We start from the raw sequence: 22,985 nt of genomic DNA, 5'->3' as shown, positions 1-22,985 counted from the left end.
GACTATCGCTGCCGTCTTCATCATCAGAGCTCATTGGAGTTAGTGAGTCTTTTCCATCGAAATTGTTTCCACAAATACGGTCCCGCTGTCCTTGAGATTCATCTAACATCTCCCCTACAATTGGAACACTTTGCCCAAGATTGTTAAATTATAAAATTCTTTCTTGGTGGTCCTTTCGTACTTCAGCCACTACTGCATCACTAACTTGTGTTTTTTTTCCAATACCTTTATTGTCACCAACATCTAATTCCATTCCTTCTTCAATACCACTACTACTGCTACTTTGCTGTAACATATAATTACACTTCCCAGGAGTATATGTGGAATGACTTCTTGAATTGATAGGCAATTCTCCTTCTTCTGAACTTATTCCTTGCATAAGTTCCTGTTGTTCCTGAAGTTGATTATTTCCTACTTTTTGAGTAATCTCCTTTGGATCAAGTAGCTCAGTTTTAACGCAAACCTCATCGCTGAAGTCCTCCCATGCACCCTTAGCAACCTTTTCATAATAACTGATATCTTGGGAACTTGAACTAAGTTCAGAACTAAATGGTTCATATTTAACATAGGAAAGTTGCACATTATTAGAACTACTACTCTTATTTTCACCATCAATTTGATTTTTGAGATACCAATCGTAACCACTTATTTTCTTCATTTTTTCCCAATGATCCACGTAATCAGGTGTATTTAGAAATAATTTTTGGACTCTTCTCCTGTTATGACTTCCCTCCTGTATAAGATGTTCAACATATAAACATACTAATGGCTTTTTAAGCAGTGCATCACATTCAAAAACAGCGGTATTTGGTTTAACTTGTCCTCTTAAAACTTGACCTATTACCCCATTATAATACTCTCCTATATAGGAAGGAAATTTATTATATTCATTACTGGAAGGCACCTCTGTCTTGATTTCTGGTGAATATTCATATACATCACAACCAAGAATTGAAGAATGATCAAGTATTGCAGAAAGACGCCATCCAATGTAATGTAACATGGCATTCATCGATGAAAGGTCACTAGTCAATGTATTAACTTGACTAAAATTATCACTAGATCCATATCCAAGAGTAACAACATGTGGTCCACACTTTATTTCTTCCAAATGCTTTAAATTACCACTTTCATATGTGATAAATTTTCCAAAAATAGACCGTCCCAGTTTCCCACCTTGCGTATTTTTTAATATGGCTATATTAATTGGTTCAAATCCCTCTTCATCTTTCACATTCTTGCTTTCATTCGTTTTGATGATTTGAAGAAATTCATCTTTATCTTGAACAACAAAGACCTGACACTTCTTACCGGCAATATGCTTAACTGCAACATCCAAAAAAATCTTATCAAAAATACTACAACCCTCCTTCAAATTCTTTTCAAGAAGATTATAGATCACAGTATGATTTTTAATATTCTCACTAATATTACCAAAGATCACACTATAATCAGCCTGATCAACATCACTATTATTACGAGCAGTATCACCGCTAAAGCTATCTAAAGGAGGTATAACATTAGCAGATTGAACATCATAATCAAAGCTAAGCTCCAACTCATCATCCTCACCTTCTGAGACATCCTTGCTTAATTCTTCTAATCTCTTTACCAAACCACCATTATTCTCCTTTTTCTGATGCTCTATTAATGCCAGCACAAAACTCTTCTTACTAAAAAAATTATTGAGGTAACCTGCATAATTTGATATTTTCTGATAACTATGACCTTGTGCTAATTCCATGATATAAACCCAAGCCTGAAATAGTTTACGAGCGTCGTATATAATATATGCCAGATCATCTTTTGCCATTTCATCAATATAATCCCCTATAGTAGAAAAATCCCCATTTCCAGAATCTTGCAGCAAGCTCAGTATCTTCAGCACATAAGTAAGCTGATTTTTTAGCATGCCAAAATCATCTCCTATTTCTTTATCTTGAAAAAACTTTTCTACTATTTCTAAATATTGTCCAGAACACTCGTTAACTTTTTTAAATTCATTGATTATGCAGTTAAATTCTCGTTTAATTTTAAATTCGTTAAAATATTTTAGTATATCTTCACGTTCACAACTATCTTCAATTTTTCTGCATTTCTCTTGATACTTTTTACCATCACTCTGTTTATTAAGTTTTGATATCTCCTTAAGAATCTCTACTTTTTTATTACTAGGATCAAGAGCAGAATACTCCTCTATCCTTATCTTTTTAGCGAGTTCATACTCTATCATGTCACCGAGATATTGTGTTATAATTTTAAAGCGTCGCATCAAATATTTTGACAAATTTGTTCTACCACTTTCTTCACCTGAAAAACCTAACTTTACATGCAAAGGGAGATCTATAGCATTAAAAAACTTACCTCGAATTTCTTCTATCCTTCGCTTAAAATGATCCAAACTGGTGATATCTTCTTTTAACAGTTCTCCGAAGAGTCTATTAACTGACCTTACCGTTTGCCCTTCAACACAAAGCTCACGTAATGTTCTATGCTGATAATACACCGATGTTAATCTTTCATCCCACGCAAAAAAAACAAAAGGTATTAATTCGTTGCTTAAGAAAGCCTTTAATCTCGATTTTTGCGATATTTCAAACTCTTTGGATAATTTTTCCATTTCTTCGAGCGTTAACTTACTTTGTATGGACTGCTGTAATTTTGTTGTACCCAAATGAGATTTTCTTAATTCTTCAAATGACTTTTCTATACTACTGTAATACCTGAATCTTTTTTTCTTTATCTTCGAAAGAACAAAAGACAAATCCTTAACAGCCTCAAAGAAATCTTTACCAATAAAAAATTTTTCAATACATCTGAACAAGGTGGAAACGGGTATAACATGATTACCTTGGCTTCTGGCAGATATTCTTTTTAATTGTAGTTTTGTTATTTCAAAGCGATCGCCTTTTTTTTCTATCTCACTGATGATACTTAGCCTATCGAATCTATACTGTTCCAAAAAATTTTTTATGCTCTCGCCAAATGAATCATCACTTACACCCCCTTCTCCTGAACCAACATCTACAGGCAATACATTCTCACAAGATTGGCGATCACTAGTACGATTCTCAATAACGCACATTTTTAAAATTGTTTCACTCACAAACTCAGATTCAATATAACTAAGATTTTTATGCAACAAGGAAAAAATTTTTGTGCTGTTAAAAGCGATACCTTCAATAAATCTATTACACTGAATCATAATGTATTCACAAGCCCTTTTTAACATCTTCTCCCTTTCTGTTTTACCCAAGTGCTCTTTAGCCATACTTAATATGAATGCTAAGCGCTCCTCATCGTCAGCAGTAATCTCACCAACAGTAATCTCATCAACAATAATCTCATCAATAACAAGGGTAATAAGGTAATAATTACATTCTTTAAGAAATCCTTTTTTTGCATCAACTGAGAACTTTTCTAATTCTTTCCATTCTTGTCTTGATAAATGTTTAATAAAATCACTAAAAGCTTTATTTTCTGCTTTCTTCGTGTTTACTTTCTTTTTGAAAGAACTGATCATAAAACGAATATTAGATGGCCTTTCTCCCAGCAGCGAACAAAGTTCTTCATAATTTGCATAATTACTTAATTGAATATCAGCAGCCCTGTTTTTTCTATCTTTTCCGCAAAGGTCCTCAAGAACACTTAGATAATCAACAACCTCTCTGGAATTCATAAATTCGCCCCTGTTATAGCTGCCATAAACACTAAAAATCCCTTCGCAAATTTTAGCAATTAAGTTGAGTACTACTCTTTGACCAAGTACTCTAGCTCTGCCCAAAACCCTTTCTAAGGACCTAGCGTCGACGGTAGATACAGCAAAATTTGCCACGTGATTAATATACCTTTCAAATATATCACTTTCAACTTCAGCATCGCAAATTTTACTCCACAGAAGATTACGAAAGGCAGGTACCTTATCAACAAGAGAATCATCCCAAAATTCAGCAAAAAAGAAAAGACGCAAAACCACCTTACGCTGTTCTCCTGAAAAATCCATCTTAAGGTTCAAAAATTCTGACGCGGCAGTGCCAGATTCAAAACGGGTACCCCCATTTCTTTTGAAAAATCTCGAAAGCTCTATTTCTTCCTTTTCATCTAGAAAAAAAATTCTTGAAGCATTCTTGAGAAGAACTCGCGCATCTAATTTTTTTAAGCTTAAGGCACTTTCAACACTTTGCGATGTCCAGCTAGACTCTGGTAACGATTCAACCACATCACTATTGTTATCTGAACCTAAATTTGCAGATCCACTTTCGTCAAAATACAACCTCTGTTTCATAGGATCTTTGACATCACTGACTTTAGGAGATACTTGTTCTCCACGACTTACATCCAGTCCACGATTTTCTCTACCTGTAAAATTCTTCTTGGGAGACACACTGCTCTGCCCGATTGGTGGAGTACTTTCCTTACCTGAGCTCTTTGAATGAGACGTACCTCCTTGTTCGTTTTCTTGTAGGGTATTGTCAATCCTTTTAAGTGAAAATTCCCTTCCTCCTTCGGGTGTTACTATGTCATGTTGTAATAACTCTAAAGTCTCACTATGAAAACGTGAATAATGGTTGTCTTGACACAATATCACAACTTTCGTACTTTCACCCCACAACCTCTGATTCGGTACATAACCTTTAACCATTTCAGAATTAGGCTCAAATACTTGCTTGCATAATCGGTCTTCTGCCTTCATGTATATGTGGATCTCAGTGTTTGCCAAAGACGCTAAAAGACTGGCTTCTTGCATGAAAACATGGTAATTTTGCTCTTCTATTTTTCGTAAATAAGACTTATAAAATGCACTATCAGCTAGGAGTGAATTTTCACCATGATCTGTTATTTCTTCTTGTAAACCCAAATCTTCCATTGCTTTTATTCCTTCATTTGCACCCTTAAATGCGTAAAAAACACCACAAAGGTATCCTCTCAGAGCTTTTGGCATATTTGGGTCTTGGAATGATTCAAACTTACTTAAGAATTTACTCCACTCTTCACGCATTTCTTGAGCTTTGTTGGCTCTATAACATCCATGGGCTTCTTCACCAAATGCAGCGTGAAAAAAACAATTGCCATCACCTTTTGTTTCAAGAGCTTTTGCTCGAGCAATTGAGCAAGTTACCCCCTTGTCTTTAAGATTAGAATTTTTAGTACTTTTTACGAATGATGTAAGAACAATTGGTTGTTGTCCATCAGGCTTACCTTTATCATGTTGAGCACATAACTCCCTTCGAAAGTTCTTTAATTCTGCTGATTCTGGTACACCTTCTTGCTGAGCATCATCGGAATTGAAACCCTCTTCATTTGTATAACCAACACCTTCATCAAAATCTTCAGATTCATCACAGGAATCATAATCATCCTCATCACCCAAACTACTTCCCGAAAAACTCTCAGCCAATACCACTTTTTGCATAAAATACCCTGCACTATTCCAAACTCACCTCATAATACTCAAGAACATCATTAAAGCAAGTATTCTTTACGAAAAGAATTATTATTTGATTGGCGTATATTTTTATATTCTTTATTATTAAATTAACAATAAAATCATTTTTACCTAATTAAAACCAACCAGCGTGAGAAGCGTTTGTTTTGGAATCGCTTAGTCTACCGCTTGTTCTGTGCGAACTTTTACTTATAATGATTTTACTATACCCTAAAACTAGCTATTTTAGCCTATTTTGCCACATTTATATACGAACTAATTCGCTTAGCTTTGTTGTAATAATTTTACGTTTTTGTTTTTGAAACACCCCTTTTACGTAAAAAACTCTCACAAATATACGTACTTTTTTTGTGTTTTGTGAAGAAAGTAAATAATTGAATTGCTGTTAACGCTAGTTACTGTAATATTCCTCCCAGAAACGCTCCTGAACAAATATTGCTTGTACCGTTGAAGACGAAAAGATTTATGGTTAATCTTATTAAATTGATAACTTATTTGACTAAATAATTGCATAGTGGTATACTAAATTAATTAAGCTTGTAGTAAGTAAGAAATATGCCAGGTGTTATTGATAATCAAAATTCTATTAGCGATGGTTTTGTAAATATTAGCAATACTTTAATAAAAGAGGTCTTAATTGAAAAGCTCGGACCAATTAAGAGTGAATTAGAAGCTCGAGATGAACATGATCTCGACGCGCTTTTGAATCAAGACATTTCTAGTTTAATTAAAATATGGAAGAATATAGAGCGTTCTGAGAATAGTGAGTTAAATGATGCTTCTGACCTTGCCGATCTGATAACAGGACAAATTGCAGAATTTGATAAAGAAAAATTACTAGAAATGTGTACTCTCAGTAAAATTGCCTATGGTGATGGGGACAGGAAATTAAAGAAAGATGAATATGAAACTAAAAGGCAGTTTGAAGAAGCAGGTTATCAAATAATAAAATTTTATGACAATGAACTCATTCAAGATAAATATTGCTCAGATAGTGATTATAAATTAGAACAACACAATGTCGGCTATGCTTTGACGGGTAGCAATTCATACAATCGAGATGTTGGTTATGTTTTTATTAAAGACAAGGAAGTAACTATAGCTTATCATGGTACTCGCGATTTGAATGATTTGAAGGAAGATCTTCGTGCATCTTTGACTAAGAGGTTGTCCGGAAACTAGTAAATTCAAGCATATTCCCTCTTTAACATAACCCTACTCATAGCTAGGTATATGAAATTCTCAGTGGATGTTGTGAGTAAATCATACTCCTTCGATAGCCTTCTATTCCTATTAACCCAAGCAAAAGTCCTTTCTACAACCCATCTTCTTGGCTGTACTTTAAACCCTTGTTCTCTTGTTGGTAGTAGCTCAGGTGGCGTATCTTTGTGCACCCAAAATCTACATGGAGGCCTTTTAACAATTTCAATATCTATGTCATATTCTTCCTTTATGTGATTCTTTAAATTTCTTCCTTGGTATCCCATGTCAGCCCACATTTTTTTAACTTTAGTATATTTTGTTCTCATATTGTTTAATGCTATTTTCATACCATCTCTATCATTTTCGTTAGCAGCGCCTACGTAACAACCTAGTATAAAACCCTGAGTGTCTGTAATTATATGCCTTTTTCTACCCTTTACTTTTTTACTTCCATCATAGCCTTTGATCCCCCTTTTCTGTAGTCTTTACAGATTGACTATCTACTATACAGGCACTCGGCTGCTCATTCCTTCCTATTTTTCTTCTACTATATTTTGTAATTTCATAATTCATTTTCTCAAAAATTCCCTGCTTCTTCCATTGCCTGAACTGCTCATACACAGTCTTCCATAGCGGAAAATCATTTGGTAAATACCACCATTGACACCCTGTACGCAATACATAGAAAATTGCTTCTAATATTTCTCTTTTGCTATACTTTGGCGGCCTTCCTCCTTTCTTGTATGATACTCTGAAGTGTTTTTCTATTCTTGCCCATTCCCTTTCGCTTAGATCTGTTGGATACTTTTTTCTCATCTTTACCCCGTACTAAAATTTCAGATATTATAGCCTTTTACTTGTTTCCGGACAACCTCTTAGAACTTTTTCAGCAAATTTCTCATTAGCCTTTACCAGCTCTAAAACTTTACGATCATCATCACCAAGCGTATACCCTTTGGCTATCGCCTCATCGATGATATTTTTCGTTTTTTCTAAAGTTTCTTCATAAAAATGATCGATTTCAGCATTTTTTTCACTGATTTCAATATCGATTTCATCGATTTTACTGTTTTGTTCAATCATGTTTTTTCTCCTATTTTTAAATTTATTTCATGTTAGCACCTTATGTAGTAGTCACACTTATCGTCAGTGATATTAGGAATGTGGAATATAGTTGTTCCCTTATTGTTAATATCATTGGCAATCATGTCTGCGAGTTGCTCTGGTGTCGTATCTTTTGTTGCTTTGACTTCTCTAAATTCTTTGGCGGTAACATTAGTTGGTGCTTTTCCATCACCATCAACACTCCACCATATTACTGTGTTAAAATTGTTACCAGTTTGGGTGTTATGAGATGTTTTAAGACCTATAAAGTCTCCTGCTTTCACTTCTTTAAATTTCAAGACATACAAGCATCTTTGCGTAAACAAAGCTTTATGCTGTATAGCATAGGTTATCACTGAATTTTTACCAGCAAACAGAACATTCGGTTTTCCTGGTGTTCTCTTGTCCGTTGCTGATTGTTTGTAAATAACGTAATCACCCCATGACTTCATTAATAAATCACTAGAATCACCATGAATGAAACTAGGGTAATCTCCACCACTAGAACTAATACTTGTACCATGTACTGAAGCCATTGAATACACAAACCATGGTGAAAACAAAAAGTAACTTTGTGAAGTACTAGTAGTATTATTATTGTGTTGCAAAAAAGTAGCGCTAACCGATGGTATATTTAAAGGAAAACCAATATCATAAACTCTACTACTAAAATTAACTGGATTAAAAAATCCACATAAACCGGAAGGATACGGAAATTGTTGATAATTAAGACTTACTGTCAAATAAAAAAAATTCTTTTTAACAGAGTAATTTATTTTAGTTTGCTCAGTTATTTTATCAATACCTTTATTGTATGGCACAACATTATTTGTATAATTATAAATTGAATTTAATTTAGTTATAGTTTGAAAATAACCTGGAAAATCAGAACCAGAACCCGCAAATTTTATCTCCCTTAAATTCATATTAGTCATTAGAATGCCACTACTTAAGTAATTAGTGGTAATGTCAAACGTATGACAACAAGTAGTAAGGTCTATGCTATTTGCTGCTGCAACATATTGAAAATCATAGTTAACATCTGAATTAGCATAGAATGTAGTTTCTAGCCATAGATGACCTATATCATCACCTTCGGGCTTCGGATTTACTACTCCATCTCCCTCGAATTTAACTTTAACATTATTATCCGCAATAAACTTCTTAATATACTCACTTGATATTGCATTAAACCAATTTGGTATGTCTTTGGTTTTAAGCATATCAAATGTAATTGGAGCATGATCTAGCTTGTTATATAGCCTTTTGTATTCAATGCCGAGCGGACTAATACCTGTTGAATCAAGTGTGCGACCATCGCACTTGAGCAGATTTATCTTTTCCTCGTCGACTTTTGCTCCTTTTGGGTAGGAAACTATTTCACCAATATTATCTACAAACTTAAGACCATCAATTGTAAAAACTAGCTCATTGTAACTGTTATCAATGCTATATTTATTTGCTCGAAATGAAGAAAATAATAAATTAGATTTTGCTAAATCAGAATTTTGTGTTGGGTATTTAAAATCAACTGCATGTATTGGCAATGAGGCTTCTGCACAATAAAAATTTGTCGCTTTAAAATTAAATGCTCGATTCGGTGGTAACAAAAACTTCAATGTCAAACTTTGATCATCGCCAATATCTGCAGGTATTACAAAGCCAAGCAAACTTAAACTAGTGTAATAAACCTTCGGAGTATCAGAATCAATTAAAAATTGATCAATTGACATAACTTGTGGCGGTGTTGATGATTTTGAACCAAAATCACGAATTGCCAGTAAATTAACTACTATATCATCACCACCTCTCCAAGCATAGAACTTCAGCCAAGCTCTGGCATCAGTACCCCATAACACATTAGAGCTCCTAAATGTTACAGCTTTCTGCAGAGGTGGCGTTGTCTCGCTAGGTTTTTCGCAAATAACGTTCAAATAAAAACGAGGATTGCCTTCATCGATCCTTTCAGCTTCGGTAATGTCTTTAATGAAAATCCTGTCTACATCAGTTCTATCCTGTATCGGTACTGAATCAGCATAAGATCTTAAAAACTGCCATGATAGTCCAGCAATTGGCACCTGCGAAAATTCAGGTGAAACATAACCAGATCCCTGCCCTCTATCATTAATTTGTAGACCAATATTAAATTGACCATCAATAAATAAGTTATCAGATAATATAGATGTAGCTGGATCTGCTTTGGATTGTTCTTGAAAGTACGGTAGATCATGAAAGATGAGTTCAGGAGCTGCAGCATTACCGTAATTGCACTTCAGTTCTACGGTATAACGATCTTCAGGATCATCAACGTCGACAAAGTAGTACAACTTATGAGGTAAAGCACCGTTTTCATCAAGCTGCAAAGGGTTTGGTGCCGGTACGACATTTCCCTCCTGGTTCTTGTAGTAGGCATTACGAAGAGTAGTTGGACTTCTTTTATCATAAAAATACATCCAGTACCCACTAGCTGGCATACCTTCCTTATTCTTGATAATATCTTGCAATACTATACTTAGTATTAACTTTTGTGTCATTTCTCCCTAACATCAGCAAAAGCCAGTTCCAGTATATGCCAAATTATTAATAGTTTATTAACACAGGTGCACAAAATTCTCTTTACATATCATCAACTTTCTTTATTGAAAAGTTCAGAAAAATGTTGTATAATTGTTACAGTAGTAGAACTTTGGTAAAGCATATGGCAAACTTAAGCACTAACATAGCTCTCAGTAAAGAAACTTTGCAGCACTTTGCTAAGCTAGTTGAGCTCACTAAGCAGCCAACTCAAGAATTAGCAGAAAGGCTATTTAAAGAAGCAATAGATCGTGAAATGGAAGACTTTTTACTATCTGTGGTTGCTAACGAGTATGACGTTGAAGGTGCAGAGACGGTTAGAAGTGAGGATGTAGATTGGAATACACTATTATCTTCTTAAGGAACGTTCTTAAGAAAAATCTTCCGGACCTTCCAAAAACGATAAGGTCAAGAGTTGTAGACGCAATACATGATCGGCTTACAGTCGATCCATTGAACCTTGGTAAACCATTACACCACAGCTTTAAAGGGCACAGAAGGCTAAGAGTTAGTGATTATCGCATCATATATAGCGTAAATACTGTAAAGCATGCAGTAACTATTGTTGCAGTAGGGCATAGAGACACCATTTATGAAGAGGCTTTGAGGATAATCGATACATATACTCTTAAGTAGATTCTATCTTCCTTTTTTATCAAGTTACATGAGTAAATTATACAGAAAATCTTAAAGATTTTATATATATAATTTTATACACCACTCCTTCCTGATCCATTCTCTACCTTAGGTGGCTTCGCTCAGCTCAAAGAAAGTTCATTTTTTTAGTTACCCCCCTATAAATTATATATTATATATATTATTATATATATAATATATAATTAGGGGAGAGGCGACGAAAACAAGATTTAGAGTTTGAGGAGCCTCCGGTTTAAGGTAGAGAATGGATCAGGAAGGAGTGGTCAGGGTCGACCAAATGCCACATGTTGATGAAGACATCAAGCCAATTATTGATTATTTTGAAGCTTATAAAAGCTACATTAATAAACTACTTGCAAACAACAATGAAATAGAAGGAATAACAACAGGAATACCTAGACTTGATACTATAACTGGTGGCTTAAAAGAAGGAGAATTAACAGTGCTTGCAGCTCGTACTTCAATTGGCAAGACCTCAATAGCACTACACATGGCTCTGCAAGCTGCAAAATTACTGAAAAATCAAGAATATGTCTGCTTTTTCTCACTTGAAATGTCAGCAAATCAGTTAATCAATAGAATGATCAGTATTGAAGTCAATGAGACAATAAACAATATTATCAAGAAACAAAACACAGAACTTTTACATAAAGGGATAAATCAAATAGTTTTTTTAAATATTCTTGTCGATAATTCAGGAAATATGGATTTAAATATCCTAAAGAAAAAAATCTCATTAATTTGCAGAAAATATAAAATGAAATGCATATACATTGATTACTTACAGTTACTCAGAGGATCGAAAGTAACCGAAAATAGAACTCTTGAAGTAACAGAAATCAGTAGAACTTTAAAAAATATAGCAAAAGACTTTAATATTCCTATTATAGCATTATCACAAATAAGCCGTAAGGTAGAAGACAGACAAAATAAAAGACCACAATTAGCAGACCTACGCGAATCAGGAAGTATTGAACAAGATGCTGATCTAGTGTTATTACTCTACAGAGAAAATTATTACAAGGCTGATTCTAATAACGACTTAGAGATAAATGTTGCAAAAAACCGTAGTGGATCAACCGGAAAGGTTACAGTGCCATATCAAGTAAATACAGGGAGAATATTAAGTTGAAAGATCGCGGAAAATAGTGTATAATATTAATGGTTTTTAAGTGGATTTCTTATGGTTTTATCAAAGTTTTTAGATCCAAAAAACAATTACGCGTTCAAGCGTATCTTTGGTACTGAGAAGAATAAAGACATTCTTGTTCACCTTCTCAATGATATTCTAGGTCTCACTGGTGAAGCTAAAATAAAGGACGTGAAGTTCTTAAATCCTATTCTAAACCCCGATATTGCCTCTCAAAAGGAGAGTATTGTCGATGTACTCTGCAGAGATTCTAAAGGTATTCAAACAATTGTTGAGATGGTGCGACCTGAAAGCCTTCGGTCATATTGTTTAAAAGGAGAGGAATTCATTCAGAAAGAAACTGAAAGGATTCTAAAGCTTATTGAACCAGATGTTTTGCCATCTGAGTCTACGCATCAGTGCGAATTGGGTAACCAGTTGGTGCCGAGCGACGCGGACAATGAACCTCCTCTTGATAAAGAAGATGCTCAATCGTGAGAGAAAGCATAAACTACAAGCATCATGTGGTTGGAGGGCTAGGCTTAGTGGTATGGTGAACGTAAGTGAAGCTTCATAAGTATCGTAACGATTAAAGAGCTAAAGATGCTGATAAGCTCCGACCAAAAGGTAATGTGGATGAGTTACATTTTTCATTTCTGGAGGTACGCAAATAATAATTCCACCGGTATAGAGAAGCCACCTAACCCACTATTGTATGACAAAAGGAACAGGATAAGCCTGTATTTTCGCCTATATGGCAGGCAACCCGCAAGGAATGCTGATGGATGTGCAGGTAAAGGATAATGGAGAAAGCGAATGCCATTTTGTAACGAAATGGATAGAATTTGTAACATTAATTCGCGTGAAAACGAGCAGACTTCCATTTGGTCCCTCATGACAAGAAACTTTGTTAACCACTTAAGGTAGGAAAGCAGATGATTACAAGTACAACTGTAAGTGCACCTACCAATAACTCCGAAGCATGGAACCAGTTACCCTGGAAGAAATGCCAAAAAGTTGTTATGAGGCTACAGAGGCGTATTGTTAAGGCTGTCCAACAAGGCAGATGGGGTAAGGTGAAAACTTTACAACACCTTCTCACACGCTCTTTTAGCGGCAAAGCTTTGGCGGTTAAGAGAGTAACTGAAAACCAAGGAAAAAACACAGCAGGTGTAGATCGTCAAATATGGTCAACTTGCAACACAAAATTTCAAGGAATAAAGCTATTAAAACAAAGAGGATACAAACCTTCTCCGCTAAAACGGATATACATCAGTAAGTCTAATGGCAAAAGAAGACCTCTTGGAATCCCTACGATAAAAGATAGAGCCATGCAAGCATTATACTTGTTTGCTTTGGAACCGATAGCTGAAACGATCAGTGATCGTCACTCTTATGGTTTGAGACCAAAAAGATCCTGCGCAGACGCTACTGTGGCTTGTCACTTGTTACTGGCAAGCCGTAACCAACTACAATGGATACTCAAAGGTGATATTAAAGGGTGTTTTGATAACATTAACCATGAATGGCTCATGAAGCATATTCCTATGGAGAAGAAAATTCTTCATAGCTGGTTAAAAGCTGGCTTCCTAGAATCAAAAACTCTGTATTCCACAACTGCAGGTACCCCACAAGGTAGTATCATCTCTCCAATACTAGCAAATCTAGCCCTAAATGGACTTGAAAAATCATTGGAAAGTCAATTTGGTAAACTTGGCAGTAAAAGAAGAAGCAAAATCAGAAGTGGAGTAAATGTAATCAGGTACGCAGATGACTTTATCATTTCAGGAATCACACGTGAAGTACTGGAAAATGAAGTAAAACCTCTAGTATCGTCCTTTCTTCAGGAGAGAGGTCTTATCCTTTCCGAAGAGAAAACAAAAATTACATCTATTACAACAGGGTTTGACTTTCTTGGTTGTAATGTACGCAGGTATAATAAGAAGTTAATTATAAAACCTTCAAAAGAAAGTATTAAGAAACTTCTTAATAAAGCACGTACATTGATAAAGGCAAACATAGCGAACACTCAGGCCGTACTAATCAAGTTGCTCAATTCCCTATTAAGGGGATGGGGAAATTACTACAGCCATGTGTGTGCGAAAAGAGCTTTTAACAAAATAGACCATGAAATTATGTGTGCTCTATGGAAATGGGCAAAGAAAAGACATCCTCGTAAAGGATTACGTTGGATAAAGAATCGTTACTTCAAGGTAATGAAACAACGCCAATGGGTCTTTGCTGCACCCATATGCAAGAACAAACCGAAAGAGATAAGGTAATTAAGACTGCTTAGGTTGATTGATATACCTATCAGACGACATGTTAAAATCAGGGCGGATGCAAATCCACTTGACTTAAAATGGAAAAAGTATTTTGATGAAAGAGTGAAACAAACAAAAATGTTAGCAAGCTCTTTCTCAAGAGAAGGTTCTCTACTGTTGGTGTCACCATTAAGAATGATGTTTTCTGAGGAATCATGAAGGACAAGCCGGTTCGAGAAAAGAAGGACTTAGATAAGGGGCTCAAGCGTAGTGTGGGGAAACCTGCATGCTGCGTTTCTAAGGGAGGGAGTAGTAGCAATACTACTTCCTTACCTAACCAAGTTGCCAAAACTAAAGGCTTTGAAAAACGCGCTCAATATTACGCTGCTAAAGCTTATTCAAGGCAAGCTGATAAAGGTGATCAATATCAGGGTCTTAAAGAAATCATTTTTATAGCTATTGCTGATTGTATTCTCTTTCCTAATAAATCTGAGTATAAGTCAGATCATGTAATGTTAGACAAAGATAGCTATGAACATGATTTAAAAGATTTTTATTTTACATTTATTGAGTTACCAAAATTTCCTAAAACTAAAGAAGACCAATTGGAGAGTATAGTTGAAAAATGGATCTATTATTTTAAATATGCAGATGAAACTAGCGAAGAAGAATTGGAAAAGATAATAGGTAGTGATGTAATAATTAAAAAGGCATATGAAGAACTAAATAGATTCAACTGGTCAGAGAAAGAATTTATTGCCTACGAACAGGAAATAAAACGTATTCGTGATGAACGGGCTGTTCTTGAACAAAAACTTGATGATGCTAAAAAGGAAGGAAAAATTGAAGTTGCAAAAACAATGCTAGCTAATAATGTTGATGTCACCACTATTGTTAAGTTTACTGGCCTCTCCATGAGTGAGATCAAAGAATTGCAGAATTAAGTGGACCCGCAAACGGTTACACGAAATAATGCTGCAGCCTGACCAGGTGATAAGTACATTTAGCCTATTTATCTTTATACTTTCATGTCAATTTTATAAATCAAATTTATTTCTGTGAGTAGCTACAATTTAAAGACCTTGCTTCATCAATGTAATGGAACAAAACCTTTTTAGTAAGTTCAAAACCCTCTAAAGTCTCTCCTTCGCATCTTGCTGTAATGCAGTTTTGCGTATTTGATACCCTAAGAAGCCACCAACCTTTATTATCGGTTACCTTAACACCATCAAGATCTGAAAATACAATATTTTGCTGCTCCAGTGTTTTCTTTATTGACTCAATTATTTGAAACTTTTTCTCATCTTTCACTACAATCTTCACTTCATGAGTGATATATAACTTCGGTAAATCCTCAATCACCTGAGATAGGCTTTGGTTTTTCTTAAGCAAAATGTCAACTGCTTTAACAGCAGAATATAGCCCATCATCAAAACTTAGCTCAGAAAAGAAGAAGTGCCCGCTTAATTCACCAGCAAACTTTGCCTCTTCCTCTACCATCTTCTTCTTAACTAGTGAATGTCCAGTAGCACAGGTGATAACTTGCCCTCCTAACTTGCTAACAAAATCATGCACTTTCATACTCATTTTTACGTTAGCAATAACTTTGCTTTCTGGATATTCCTCCAACACTTCACGTGCAAAAATTATAAATAAATGGTCATTGGAAACAACGTTGCCTTTATTATCAATTAAGTGCACCCTATCGCTATCGCCATCTAGCGCAATGCCAAGATCACATCCATATTCCTTCACAATGTCAATTAATTGAGCAAGATTTTTTTCCTCTATGGGATCTGGATCATGCAGTGGAAATGCCCCATCTATAGAGTTATTGGTTACGATGTGCGTATGACCAGGCAAGATCTTTTCAATATACCTTATAATTCCACTTGCTGGACTATTTCCACAATCCCAGGCTATTTTTAATTTCTGTGTAGTATCGTTCTTCACTGCACTTTTCAATATGCTAATGTACTCACTATATATATTTATGTTAATTAAGCTTCCAATTCTTGTGCTGTTTTTAATTGGACTGCTTATAATTTCCTTCATTTCTTGATCTGAGAAGACTTTTTTATTACTAAAAAATTTAAAGCCATTATATTCGCTGGGGTTATGAGAGGCAGTTATTATGATACCAAGATCCGCCTGTGTGATTTGTGTTGCAGCGTAAAGCATAGGTGAAGAGCATAGCCCAACGCGTATAACATTTGCACCGGATAAAGTTAAGCCCCTAATTAATTCTCTTTCTATACCTGGTGAATCTATTCTGCTGTCGTAGCCGACACAAACACTAGCTACGGTTTGGCCAAACTTTCTACCTATCTCGTACCCATCATTAATCTGCAAATCTTTGCCTACTATACCTCTAATATCGTATTTTCTTATAATGGTATTGTCCATACTGTACTTCTTGAAGTGACTACTATATAACATTTTGGCCAAATGCTCAAGTTTATTTATCCAACAATTAGTTGATTTTTTAAAGAAATCTGTTAATATTATAGTATATTTTTTAAAATGTAAAATTATGCCACAGGAAAACGAAAATGTATTTATAGCTGAAAGTCAAAGTTTAGATGTAGATGAACAAAAGAAAAATGATACTTTAAATGTCACTGAATCTTGCAACGATCTTCAGGATTTTATCAAAAGACTGGAGGAAGAAAATTTAATCTGGTACTTTATTGGTCCTTTACGCAAAGATGAGGACATTACAGGACAGATAAATTTAAAGTGGGAAAAGGAGTTCCAAAAATTTGAGCAATCAATAGACGCAATGCATAAAGAACTTAAGTCGTCTCTGCCTGGTCAAAATTTCTTAGTGTATCCAACAAAGGATAATGACTTCAAAATTAGATTTGAAAATGAAGAAAAACCAATAGAAATTAGCAATATTTTAAGGACCAGCAGTGAAGGTAAGGTTTATAACATATCTTTAGGGAAAGATAGTCAAATAACTGCAACCAAAAAAGGCAGCGAAAGGCACTATGATTTTACTGGTTCAAGCTCATGTGAAATGACCATTAATTGGCAGGCTAAGGATTCTGAAGGTAACAGCATAGACTGTAGCATGACCGTAAAATTGGATTCTGGTGGTATACAGAGTGTTATTGGTGAGCCAAAATTTGGAGGAATAACGAGTTCAGAAGAAGTATTAAAGTTAGTTGGACAAAATAAAGAAGTTTTTATCAACGGAAAAACTCTGTATCAAGCTTTTACTGGCATATCCAAGAGTGTAGACGATCAGCAAGTACCAGCAGAGGAAATATTTACAAAAGATCTACATATATCACCACAGTCACCTACACCAAGCAGCAGTGGGTATTCCTCTCCTAGCACACCTTCTTCACGTAGAAGTTCTATATCCACCAGCAGTGAATTTAGTGATGAAGATGAAATATTTGAGGATGATATGTCTGGTGATGAAGAAGAGTATGAGCAAGAAGGATTAAAAGATGAAGTTGAGGAATTAGAGGAAGAAAAAGAAACATTTGCTAAATATTTTGCAGTGCAGGCAAAGCAGCTTGAGGATCTAAGATTAGAACGTGACTCCTTGAGAGATAAAGTCAATGAACAACAGCGAGCGATATTTGAAAGAGGTCAAAGAATAAAGGAACAAGAGGAAGAACTATAGGATAAAAATGATGTAATAAAGAACTTAAATGATCAGTTGAAAGATAAGGAAGGTGAAACAAATGAGGCAAATAAAGAATTACAGAGAAAATTGAAGCAAAGTGAAGCTAATTTAACTGTACTAAAGGAAAAGAATGCAAATTTGGAGAATGACCTGAAGAAAATAGTGGAAGGTTTAAAGGATGATCATAAAAAGCAGTTGGCAGAACAGTTAATGGAAACAAAAAAGGAAAACAATACATTGGCTGAAACGGCGAGCCAATTGTCTAAAGAATTAAATGAATTACAGAGAGAAAAGGAAGATTTAGAGAGGGAAATTCGACAACTTGAACCTGGAAGATCACTTGCAGATGAGCTAAGCGAAGAAAATACGAAGAGGGAAATAGAAAAACTTCAATATCAACTTAAGGAAAAGGAAGGGATGTTAACGTGTACACAGGAAGAGCTGGCATCTGTCAAAGAGAGTCTAGAGCAACTGCAGAACATATTACAGCAGGAAAAAGGTCAGGCAACTCAAACTGAAGTTGAATATGAAAGTAGAGGAACAAGCATGCAGCAGCAAGACCAAGGTATACAAGCTGTAAACAACAACTCAAGCAGAACAGCTAGTGGGTTAAGACAAGAAAACAAAAAATTGACTAGAGACAAACTAACTATATCTGAACAATTAAAACAAAAAATAAGAGAGATTGACGAGTTAAAGAAAAATTTAAAGCAACTGCAAGAAGAAAATAAACAACTAAAACAAGAAGTTACCAAAAATGCAGGAGTTGATGCATCATCTTCAACAGGTCAAAAAGAAGCTAAAGAAGCAAAAGTTATACCGCAAAACATTATGGATTGGCCTGTTCCAATTCCAGATGATAAACCGGAAGAGCAGAAAACTCCATTAGAGCCAATCAAGGTAAATACAGAATTATCAGATCCAAAATCAATCCCTGCTGAGGGTCCGGAAAAATCTCCTCCTCTTTCAAAATGATGAGTTTTGCTTCTATAGCTGACCCAAGCAACACGTCATCCCGCGATTTATTCGCGTTATCTCAGCCGCTAACACGTAGCGGGATACTTAACCGTCATACCGTGATTTATTCACAGTATCTCTTAGCCACTAACAAGCAGCGGGATGACAGCAATCCTACGTCATGCCGCCGCGGTACCTCTAGATCCCGCTAACTAGTAGCAGAATGACGAATTTTTGTTTTTCAAATTATAGCTAAACATACTGTAATTGCTATTGAATGATGGAGAGACATACTCCATTATTTTAGCACGAAGTAACAAATTCAATGAATTGGTTCTTCAAAAATAATTTAAACTTTTACAGTAGGTCATGAAATATTATAGCGATCTCATTAAAAGAAACTTTTATAAGTATCGTTGATGAGAAAGGAAAAGTTGTTAAGGAAGAAGTTGTTGCAAGCGAAAGTAAGGCAATAGCAGATTAGCCAAGGCAAAAAATACGAACCCATAGGAATAGAAAGTGGATAGTTGTCAATATCAATGTGCAAAGAGTTAAGGAGTTTTGGATTACCAGTAATTTGTGTAGATGCAAGGCATATGGCAGCAGCGTTGTCTGCAAGAATCAATAAGAATGATAAAAACGATGCGAGGGGTATAGCGCAGATGATGAGAAGTGTTAGTAAAATCAGTTGTCAAATTAAAATAGCGCTTGGAAGCAGAAGACAGCTAATGTGTAGCAAACAGCAGGTTATTGGAACAATAAGAGGGTTGTTGAAGATACATGGTCGGTAAAGGATCAAAATTTGAAACTTTCGCTTTAAGAATACAAGAGGCAATAAATAATTTGGATGAAATCAGTAGGAGTTCAATTGAAGCGTTAGTTTGTAGTTTGGAAGCAATAGAAAAGTCATTAAGAAAGCTTGACAAAATGCTTTCAGAACAAGGTGAAAAAGACGATGATTGTAAATTGTTAACTACTGTTCCAGGAGTGGGGATTATAGTAGCAATGACGTATAAAGCTGCAATTGATAACCCACATAGGTTTGAGAAATCTGATACAGTTGGAGCATATATAGGGTTGACACCAAGGCAATATTCTTCTGGAGAAGTTGATCGGCATGGCAGCATATCAAAGATGGGACCAGCGGAATGTAGAAGTATGTTATATGAAGCTGCACAAACAATGCTTACAGTTACCAAGAGGACATTTAAATTAAAAAACTGGAGTTGCGCAGAAAAAAGGAATGAAAAAAGCAATTGTAGCAGTAGCAAGAAAATTAGCTGTAATTATGCATAGGATGTTGGTTGATAAAACAGAATTTTATTATCAATAAACATCAAAAGAGCATAGGACAATAATTTTATTGAAAATAAAGATAGCAATGCCGATGGAAGGGACAAGCAAGAACTTAGTTAGACTTCGTGGTAAACATGTTACCGTCCACTTCCGCCTAACAAGTATAATGCGGCTTGACAAGTTTATTGTCATCTCAGACCGCGGAGAGAACCATATGCTACTTTTCACTTATGTAAAATTACCAAGGATTATGGAGAAGATATGCTGTTTTGATTTGTGTGAAAATTATTGTTGACTTATGTGCAGTTAGAGAACCTAAGTCACTTTAGCTATAATTCAGAATTGAGAGCTTTTAATAACTCTCTAACTCCCACTTAGGTCTTGGTGCAAAATTAAGTGGATCTATATAATTTTTCTGTAACCTTTCAATTCCTGTCCATCCAACCATAATTGCATTGTCTGTACATAGGTCGTTAGGGGGAAAAAATATGTTTAAGTTTATGTGTTGTTTTAATTTTTCTCTCAAGAAATTATTTGCTGCAACTCCGCCGGTAATCACAAAGTCATTGATTTTGATATTTAAAGATTCGGCCATAATAATTGCATTACTAACCCTGTCCAGCAGTATGTCACTAATACACTCTTGAAACGAAGCACATACATCACACACATCTTGCTCGCTCATTTTAAGTTCTTGTACTAAGTTTTTTACTGCTGTTTTAATCCCAGAAAACGAAAAGTTACATCCAGAACGTTTTATCATTGCCCTTGGCAGTTTGAATCTTGTGCCATTGCCTTTTTTAGCCAACTTTTCAATTAATGGGCCTCCTGGGTAGCTTAAACCCAGCATCTTAGCAACTTTATCAAATGCTTCTCCTAGTGAATCATCGAGCGTTTCTCCAAGTTTAATGTATTTACCCACATCCTGTGCAATTAAAAATTGACAGTGACCACCTGATATTAGTAGGACTAAAAATGGAAATTTTACCTCATGCAGTAACCTAATAACCAATGCATGCGCTTCTAAGTGATTCACTGCAATGAATGGTTTTTGTGCTACATGCGCAATTGCTTTAGCCATCATTGTACCAACTATTAATCCACCTATGAGTCCTGGTCCTGATGTTGCTGCAATTACATTGAGGTCACAAAAGTTAAGGTTAGATTTTTCCACGGCGCTTTTTATTAGACCACTTAAATGCTCCATATGAGCACGTGAAGCTATTTCAGGGATCACCCCACCACGTTTTTTGTGTTCTGCTTGGGAGAGAATTTCGTGAGCAAGGACTTGCTTGTCACTATTTACAATCGCTACTGCAGTTTCGTCGCAGCTTGTTTCAACAGCTAAAATGGTTTTCATGTATATTTAGTTACTGTATTACCAAAACTATACTTTGAAACGCTGTAGAAGTTAACTGCAAAGTTAACTTCTATAGCTAAAAGATTTACCGACAACCGTCATTCCGCTACGTGTTAGCTGATGAGATACCGCGCACAACTGTACGAACATTCATTCTTAAAGGTAAACTGCACAGCAAATGGTGTCATTCCAGTGCTTGACACTGGAATCCAGCCTTGCCGTAATCTCATCAAGAACGTTGTGTTTTAACATAAGATCAGCCACTTTTATGCTCACCAACTTAGTGCCCAATCCAAATTCCTGGATTCCAGTGTCAAGCACTGGAATGACACCATCTACTACTCAAATTACCTGCAAATTGCAATGTTCGTACACCAAAAGAATGAATCGCGGTATGACGGTTCGCGGCGGCATGACGTAGGAAAACCTGCACTATAAGCTAATCATCATCTCCAAATATAGAGCTAATTTTTTTGCCCCCAGGAGAAAATTTATTAGTCCAACTGCTTTGCACTTTGGTTACGTCTTTAGTGGCAGTTTTATTGCTGTATTCCTTGATTTCCTTATCTATTCTCTCCATCATTTGTGAATCAAGGTAGCTCTTTTTCCATTGGCCAGTAGCAAGGAACACTTTGTTTAAGTCTTGAGTGCGGATTAAGTATTCTTTATCTTTAGGGTAAACCTCCTGCGCCCAAGCAAATAGCTCAAAATAGCGTGCAAATAATTCAGATGCACGTGATTTTGCAGTTTGATAAGCCTGTATCTCCTTAAATATAACTTGGCCGATAATTTTCTGCACAAGAATATTTGCTTGCTTTAGGTTCTGCTCAATATCCTGGTAAACTTTATGGAGAAATTCCTGTTCCAAACTTAAGTTCAGTTCATTTTCAACCATGTGTGAAAGTTCATGCACTATAATGTATGGGTTTGACTTCCTCAGTACAATAACATATCTATTTACACTGGAAGACCTGATTGTCTTACACACTCCCTCTTCCATATCCACTAATCCCTCTTGGTATATTTCAAATGAGAGCCTGTTTTGCTTTATTAGTGATAAAGTGAGGTTTAATGTGTTTCTAAACTTCTCAAATTGATAGAGATATTCGACATACCGTATTGCATTTTCACTGCTTCCTACTTGAGTTGCTTGTTTTATTAAATTCCTGATTAGCATACCTTATTATTAAAGGAATTCTTTTTATACTCAAGAATTGATTGGCTACAAAGTGTTTTTAGGAAGCCTGATTGCATAGCTAAAGTAATTCATGTTTACTGATAACCGTCATACCGCTGCTTGTCAGCGGGATCTATGGTGAGATACCGCGAATAAATCCATAGCTGTACGAACA

At 35.5% G+C, this 22,985-nt stretch carries 16 protein-coding genes and 4 pseudogenes; 13 read left to right on the top strand and 7 right to left on the bottom strand.

Annotation, left to right across the window (positions count from 1 at the left end):
* Positions 1–148 precede the first annotated feature (148 nt).
* The gene (locus R0F62_RS04020; protein ID WP_317051327.1) at positions 149–5,413 is read right to left on the bottom strand and encodes an OTU domain-containing protein; all 5,265 of its coding nucleotides are present in this window, start codon (positions 5,411–5,413) and stop codon (positions 149–151) included.
* Positions 5,414–6,001: 588 nt separating this feature from the next.
* Between R0F62_RS04020 and R0F62_RS04015 the strand changes: the two genes are divergently transcribed.
* Positions 6,002–6,628 carry a hypothetical protein gene (locus R0F62_RS04015; protein ID WP_274979014.1) on the top strand — a complete coding sequence of 209 codons (627 nt, stop codon included), beginning with the start codon at positions 6,002–6,004 and terminating at the stop codon, positions 6,626–6,628.
* A gap of 5 nt (positions 6,629–6,633) precedes the next feature.
* Here the strand turns inward: R0F62_RS04015 and R0F62_RS04010 are convergent.
* The 3 genes and pseudogenes from R0F62_RS04010 to R0F62_RS04000 form a co-directional block, all read right to left on the bottom strand.
* Positions 6,634–7,465, bottom strand: a pseudogene (locus tag R0F62_RS04010) (IS5-like element ISWpi1 family transposase).
* A 27-nt stretch (positions 7,466–7,492) separates the two neighbouring features.
* Positions 7,493–7,732 carry a hypothetical protein gene (locus R0F62_RS04005; RefSeq protein ID WP_274978974.1) on the bottom strand — a complete coding sequence of 80 codons (240 nt, stop codon included), beginning with the start codon at positions 7,730–7,732 and terminating at the stop codon, positions 7,493–7,495.
* 32 nt (positions 7,733–7,764) lie between these two features.
* Positions 7,765–10,287, bottom strand: coding sequence for a hypothetical protein (locus tag R0F62_RS04000; protein ID WP_208571737.1), 2,523 nt, complete (start codon positions 10,285–10,287; stop codon positions 7,765–7,767).
* Positions 10,288–10,451: 164 nt separating this feature from the next.
* Here R0F62_RS04000 and R0F62_RS03995 point away from each other — a divergent pair, with 164 nt between their 5' ends.
* From R0F62_RS03995 to R0F62_RS03960, 8 genes and pseudogenes are all read left to right on the top strand, one after another.
* Positions 10,452–10,688: a hypothetical protein gene (locus R0F62_RS03995; protein ID WP_138265065.1), complete on the top strand. Its 237-nt coding sequence runs from the start codon at positions 10,452–10,454 to the stop codon at positions 10,686–10,688.
* The gene (locus R0F62_RS03990) at positions 10,664–10,963 is read left to right on the top strand and encodes a type II toxin-antitoxin system RelE family toxin (protein ID WP_274978975.1); all 300 of its coding nucleotides are present in this window, start codon (positions 10,664–10,666) and stop codon (positions 10,961–10,963) included. Before R0F62_RS03995 ends, R0F62_RS03990 begins: the two co-directional genes overlap by 25 nt.
* 265 nt (positions 10,964–11,228) lie before the next feature.
* Positions 11,229–12,116: a replicative DNA helicase gene (locus tag R0F62_RS03985; RefSeq protein ID WP_274978976.1), complete on the top strand. Its 888-nt coding sequence runs from the start codon at positions 11,229–11,231 to the stop codon at positions 12,114–12,116.
* A gap of 51 nt (positions 12,117–12,167) precedes the next feature.
* Positions 12,168–12,413: pseudogene (locus R0F62_RS06790) on the top strand (PD-(D/E)XK nuclease family transposase); the annotation flags it as partial.
* Between the two features lie 454 nt (positions 12,414–12,867).
* Positions 12,868–13,011 (top strand): hypothetical protein, encoded by a 144-nt coding sequence (locus R0F62_RS03975; protein ID WP_173862902.1) that lies wholly within the window; start codon positions 12,868–12,870, stop codon positions 13,009–13,011.
* Between the two features lie 37 nt (positions 13,012–13,048).
* Positions 13,049–14,395 (top strand): group II intron reverse transcriptase/maturase, encoded by a 1,347-nt coding sequence (ltrA, locus tag R0F62_RS03970; protein WP_316659861.1) that lies wholly within the window; start codon positions 13,049–13,051, stop codon positions 14,393–14,395.
* A gap of 15 nt (positions 14,396–14,410) precedes the next feature.
* Positions 14,411–14,596: a hypothetical protein gene (locus R0F62_RS03965; RefSeq protein ID WP_084741732.1), complete on the top strand. Its 186-nt coding sequence runs from the start codon at positions 14,411–14,413 to the stop codon at positions 14,594–14,596.
* Positions 14,593–15,321 (top strand): Rpn family recombination-promoting nuclease/putative transposase, encoded by a 729-nt coding sequence (locus R0F62_RS03960; RefSeq protein WP_007550709.1) that lies wholly within the window; start codon positions 14,593–14,595, stop codon positions 15,319–15,321. Before R0F62_RS03965 ends, R0F62_RS03960 begins: the two co-directional genes overlap by 4 nt.
* Before the next feature lie 106 nt (positions 15,322–15,427).
* Here the strand turns inward: R0F62_RS03960 and R0F62_RS03955 are convergent, their stop codons facing one another.
* On the bottom strand, positions 15,428–16,816 hold the full coding sequence (locus R0F62_RS03955) for a phosphomannomutase/phosphoglucomutase (RefSeq protein ID WP_317051326.1): 1,389 nt from the start codon (positions 16,814–16,816) through the stop codon (positions 15,428–15,430).
* A gap of 1 nt (position 16,817) precedes the next feature.
* Between R0F62_RS03955 and R0F62_RS06785 the strand changes: the two are divergent.
* From R0F62_RS06785 to R0F62_RS03935, 3 genes and pseudogenes are all read left to right on the top strand, one after another.
* Positions 16,818–18,995: pseudogene (locus tag R0F62_RS06785) on the top strand (hypothetical protein).
* A gap of 521 nt (positions 18,996–19,516) precedes the next feature.
* Positions 19,517–19,768: a hypothetical protein gene (locus R0F62_RS03940; protein ID WP_010081945.1), complete on the top strand. Its 252-nt coding sequence runs from the start codon at positions 19,517–19,519 to the stop codon at positions 19,766–19,768.
* A complete protein-coding gene (locus R0F62_RS03935; RefSeq protein WP_274979198.1) occupies positions 19,758–20,273 on the top strand; it encodes a transposase in 516 nt (171 codons plus the stop codon). The genes R0F62_RS03940 and R0F62_RS03935 overlap by 11 nt, the downstream gene beginning before the upstream one ends.
* Before the next feature lie 352 nt (positions 20,274–20,625).
* Here the strand turns inward: R0F62_RS03935 and tsaD are convergent, their stop codons facing one another.
* Positions 20,626–21,633 (bottom strand): tRNA (adenosine(37)-N6)-threonylcarbamoyltransferase complex transferase subunit TsaD, encoded by a 1,008-nt coding sequence (gene tsaD / locus R0F62_RS03930; RefSeq protein WP_274979117.1) that lies wholly within the window; start codon positions 21,631–21,633, stop codon positions 20,626–20,628.
* Between the two features lie 298 nt (positions 21,634–21,931).
* On the opposite strand from tsaD, the pseudogene R0F62_RS03925 reads away from it, so the two are divergent.
* Positions 21,932–22,033: pseudogene (locus tag R0F62_RS03925) on the top strand (WPE palindromic element domain-containing protein); the annotation flags it as partial.
* 39 nt (positions 22,034–22,072) lie between these two features.
* On the opposite strand, the gene R0F62_RS03920 reads toward R0F62_RS03925, so the two are convergent.
* The gene (locus R0F62_RS03920) at positions 22,073–22,810 is read right to left on the bottom strand and encodes a WD_0702 family putative metalloprotease (protein WP_010081987.1); all 738 of its coding nucleotides are present in this window, start codon (positions 22,808–22,810) and stop codon (positions 22,073–22,075) included.
* Between the last annotated feature and the right edge of the window lie 175 nt (positions 22,811–22,985).

The organism is Wolbachia endosymbiont of Drosophila aff. chauvacae BK-2020 (genome assembly GCF_032848195.1).
GTDB lineage: Bacteria > Pseudomonadota > Alphaproteobacteria > Rickettsiales > Anaplasmataceae > Wolbachia > Wolbachia pipientis.
The sequence above is the reverse complement of the archived record's forward strand: the minus strand, read 5'-3'. Positions and strand labels throughout refer to the sequence as shown.